Origin of the sequence: Mycobacterium sp. (genome assembly GCF_050701675.1) — a bacterium.
Classification (GTDB): Bacteria; Actinomycetota; Actinomycetes; order Mycobacteriales; family Mycobacteriaceae; genus Mycobacterium.
This window is the reverse complement of sequence record NZ_JBOGDD010000115.1, coordinates 1-4,019: the sequence shown is the minus strand read 5'-3', so window position 1 is coordinate 4,019 and position 4,019 is coordinate 1. Positions and strand designations below refer to the sequence as shown.

Genomic DNA, 4,019 nt, shown 5'->3' with positions numbered 1-4,019 from the left:
TCAACGTCACGCTGATCTTCTCCGTCGAGCGCCACGAGGCCGTCATGGACGCCTACCTCGCAGGCCTCGAGAAGGCCAAGGAAGCCGGGCACGACCTGTCCAAGATCCACTCGGTCGCATCGTTCTTCGTCTCCCGCGTCGATACCGAGATCGACAAGCGATTGGATGACATCGGGACCGACGAGGCACGCGCGCTGCGCGGCCAAGCAGGCGTGGCCAACGCGCGTCTCGCCTACGCCGCCTACCAACAGGTGTTCGTGGGTGGCGATCGGTTCGGCGTGCTCTTTGCCGAAGGAGCTCGCGCGCAGCGGCCACTGTGGGCGTCGACCGGCGTCAAGAACCCGGACTACTCCGACACGCTCTACGTCACGGAGCTGGTCGCCAAGAACACGGTGAACACCATGCCGGAGAAGACCCTGGATGCGGTGGCCGACCACGGCGAGGTCAAGGGCGACACGATCAGCGGGACCTCGGGCGCCGCGCAGATCGTGTTCGACAAGCTCTCCGCGATCGGCATCGACCTCACCGACGTGTTCCTGGTTCTGGAGAACGAGGGTGTCGACAAGTTCGAGAAGTCATGGGGTGAATTGCTCGAGGCCACCCAGGGTCAGTTGGACGCTGCTGCCAAATGAGCAACACGCCTGCCGCCGAGTGGCAGAACCCGCTGCGGGACAAGCTGGACAAGCGGCTGCCGCGCATCGCAGGCCCGTGTGCGGTCATCATCTTCGGCGTGACGGGCGATCTGGCCACCAAGAAGCTGATGCCTGCGATCTACGACCTGGCCAACCGCGGGCTGTTGCCACCGACGTTCTCGTTGCTCGGGTTCGCCCGACGGGACTGGGTCGACGATGACTTCGCCGACGTCGTGCTCAAGGCCGTGCAGGCCCACGCCCGCACGCCCTTCCGCCAGGAGGTCTGGGACCGGCTGAGGGAGGGCATCCGCTTCGTCCAGGGCACCTTCGACGACGACGCCAGTTTCGTGCGACTGTCGGAGACGCTGGCCAAGCTCGACGCCGAGCGTGGGACGGGCGGCAATCACGCGTTCTACCTGTCGATTCCGCCGAAGGCGTTTCCGACGGTGTGCGAGCAGCTCTCGAAGTCGGGGCTGGCCCGGCCCGACGGTGACCGGTGGAGCCGCGTCGTCATCGAGAAGCCGTTCGGCCACGACCTCGAGAGCGCGAGGTCGCTCAACCAGGTCGTCAACAGCGTCTTCCCCGAGTCGTCGGTGTTCCGCATCGACCACTACCTCGGCAAGGAGACGGTGCAGAACATCCTGGCGTTGCGCTTCGCGAATCAACTGTTCGACCCGATCTGGAATGCCCATTACGTCGACCACGTCCAGATCACCATGGCCGAGGACATCGGCCTCGGTGGGCGCGGTGGCTACTACGACGGTGTCGGCGCGGCCCGCGACGTCATTCAGAACCACCTGACGCAGCTGCTCGCGTTGACGGCGATGGAGGAGCCGGTCAGCTTCAGCCCCGCCGAACTGCAGGCCGAGAAGATCAAGGTGCTTTCGGCGACCCGGCTGGCGGAACCGTTGGACGAGAACACCTCTCGCGGTCAGTACACCGCAGGTTGGCAGGGCGGCGAGCAGGCGGTCGGGCTGCTCGAGGAGGAGGGCTTCTCCACGACGTCCACCACCGAGACGTTCGCCGCCATCACCCTCGAGGTCGACACCAGACGCTGGGCCGGTGTGCCGTTCTACCTCCGTACCGGAAAGCGCCTCGGCCGCAGGGTCACCGAGATCGCACTGGTCTTCAAGCGGGCTCCGCACCTTCCCTTCGACGCGACCATGACCGACGAGCTCGGCAAGAACGCCCTCGTGATCCGGGTGCAGCCGGACGAGGGAATCACGCTGAGATTCGGCTCCAAGGTGCCTGGCCACGCCATGGAGGTCCGCGACGTCAACATGGACTTCTCCTACGGGTCCGCGTTCGCCGAGGACTCCCCCGAGGCCTATGAGCGTCTCATCCTCGACGTCCTGCTCGGTGAGCCGTCGTTGTTCCCGGTGAACCAGGAAGTCGAATTGTCCTGGGAGATCCTCGATCCCGCCCTCGAGTACTGGGCATCACACGGGAAACCGGATCCCTACGAGTCGGGCGGCTGGGGCCCGGAGTCGGCATTCGAGATGTTGCAGCGGACCGGCAGGGAATGGCGGAGGCCGTGATGAGCGCTTGCGCGAAGAGCCATCCGGCGCCGATGAGCGCTGGCGCGAAGAACCGGAGCTCCAGATGATCGTCGACCTTGAGAACACCACGACCAACGCAGTCAACAAGAAGCTGGACGGCCTGCGCGAAGAAGGCGGCGCCTTCACCATGGCCAGAGTCCTCACCCTGGTCATCGCGCCCGACAGTGAGACCATGCTCGAGGAGTCCATCGAGGCAGCGAACGCCGCCAGCCGCGAGCATCCCTGCCGCGTCATCGTCGTCCTTCCCGTCGACCGCGACGCCGCAGATCCCAAGCTGGACGCCCAGATCCGGGTCGGTCACGATGCAGGCGCGGGTGAGGTGGTGGTACTCAAGCTGACCGGCCCGCTGGCCGCACAGGCCAACAGCGTCGTGACGCCGTTCCTGCTGCCGGACACCCCCGTTGTCGCGTGGTGGCCGGACATCGCCCCGCGCGTGCCTGCTCAGGATCCCTTGGGACAGTTGGCGATCCGTCGAATCACCGATGCCACCTACGGAACCGATCCCCTGGCCTGTATCAAGAGCAGGCTGGAGGGGTACACCCCCGGCGACACCGATCTGGCATGGAGCCGGGTCACCTACTGGCGGGCGATGCTGACCTCGGCGCTGGACCAGGGACCGCACGAGCCGATCCAGTCGGTCCTGGTTTCCGGCCGCAAGGAGGAGCCGGCGCTCGACATTCTCGCGGGTTGGCTGGCGAGCCGGATCGACGGTCCGGTGCAACGGGCCGTCGGCGACTTGAAGGTCGAGTTGGTGCGTGCCAGCGAGACGATCACGCTCAGCCGGCCACAGGACGGCACCACCGCCAGCCTGACCAGGACCAGCCAACCGGACGCCAAGCTTCTGTTGGCGCGCAGGGAGACTCGGGACTGTCTTGCCGAGGACCTGCGCAGGCTCGATCCCGACGAGATCTACCTCGAGGCACTGAAGGGTATCGACAAGGTGAAGTACCTGTGACCACGGTAATCGCGAAGTACGCCGACGCCGACGCGTTGGTCACTGCGGCAGGCGAGCGACTGGTGGGCGCCATCACCGGGGCCATCGAAGCGCGCGGCGTCGCCTTCGTCGTGCTCACCGGCGGGGGCACCGGAGTCAAGCTGCTGAAGCACCTCGGCGATCACGGTGAGGCCATCGACTGGTCCAAGGTCCACCTGTTCTGGGGCGACGACCGTTACGTGCCTGCCGATGACGACGACCGAAACGACAAGCAGGCCCGCGAGGCACTGCTCGACGACATCGACATCCCGGCCGCCAACGTGCACGCGATGCCTTCCAGCGACGGCGAGTTCGGCGATGACATCGACGCCGCGGCGCTGGCCTACGAGCAGGTGCTCGCGGCCAACGCCGACGAGGGCGCGCCCGCTCCGGACTTCGACGTACACCTGCTCGGCATGGGCGGTGAAGGGCACGTCAACTCGCTGTTTCCCCACAGTGCCGCCACCAGTGAGAGCGAACGGCTCGTCGTCGGCGTCACCGACTCGCCCAAGCCGCCGCCCCGGCGCATCACGTTGACGCTGCCCGCGGTGAACCGGTCGCGCGAGGTGTGGCTGGTGGTCGCGGGCGCGGAGAAGGCCGAGGCAGTGGCGGCGGCGGTGGGTGGTGCGGCAGCGCAGGACGTACCCGCCGCGGGTGCGGTCGGCAAGGACAGGACCGTGTGGCTCCTCGACGAGGCGGCTGCGGCCGACCTGTAGTGGTCGCATACTGATCGCCATGGCAGACAAAGGGGTTGGCCGCAGCCGAACGAGCGCCGGGCGCCAGCGCATCAAGACACTGACGCAGGCCGCGCTCAATGCCGACGTCACCGTCGAGCAGGTCGACACGCTGCTCGTG

At 66.8% G+C, this 4,019-nt stretch carries 4 protein-coding genes and 1 pseudogene; all 5 read left to right on the top strand.

Annotation, left to right across the window (positions count from 1 at the left end):
* Positions 1–632: transaldolase (tal, locus tag ACRDUX_RS03525; RefSeq protein ID WP_526411072.1), on the top strand; the 632-nt coding region annotated here is incomplete at its 5' end.
* Positions 629–2,170 carry a glucose-6-phosphate dehydrogenase gene (gene zwf / locus ACRDUX_RS03520; protein WP_526411070.1) on the top strand — a complete coding sequence of 514 codons (1,542 nt, stop codon included), beginning with the start codon at positions 629–631 and terminating at the stop codon, positions 2,168–2,170. The genes tal and zwf, both read left to right, overlap by 4 nt.
* Before the next feature lie 64 nt (positions 2,171–2,234).
* The gene (gene opcA / locus ACRDUX_RS03515) at positions 2,235–3,146 is read left to right on the top strand and encodes a glucose-6-phosphate dehydrogenase assembly protein OpcA (RefSeq protein WP_526411068.1); all 912 of its coding nucleotides are present in this window, start codon (positions 2,235–2,237) and stop codon (positions 3,144–3,146) included.
* Positions 3,143–3,880, top strand: a complete 738-nt coding sequence (gene pgl, locus ACRDUX_RS03510; protein ID WP_526411066.1) for a 6-phosphogluconolactonase — start codon at positions 3,143–3,145, stop codon at positions 3,878–3,880. Before opcA ends, pgl begins: the two co-directional genes overlap by 4 nt.
* A gap of 19 nt (positions 3,881–3,899) precedes the next feature.
* Positions 3,900–4,019 (top strand): annotated as a pseudogene (locus tag ACRDUX_RS03505) (ATPase); the annotation flags it as partial.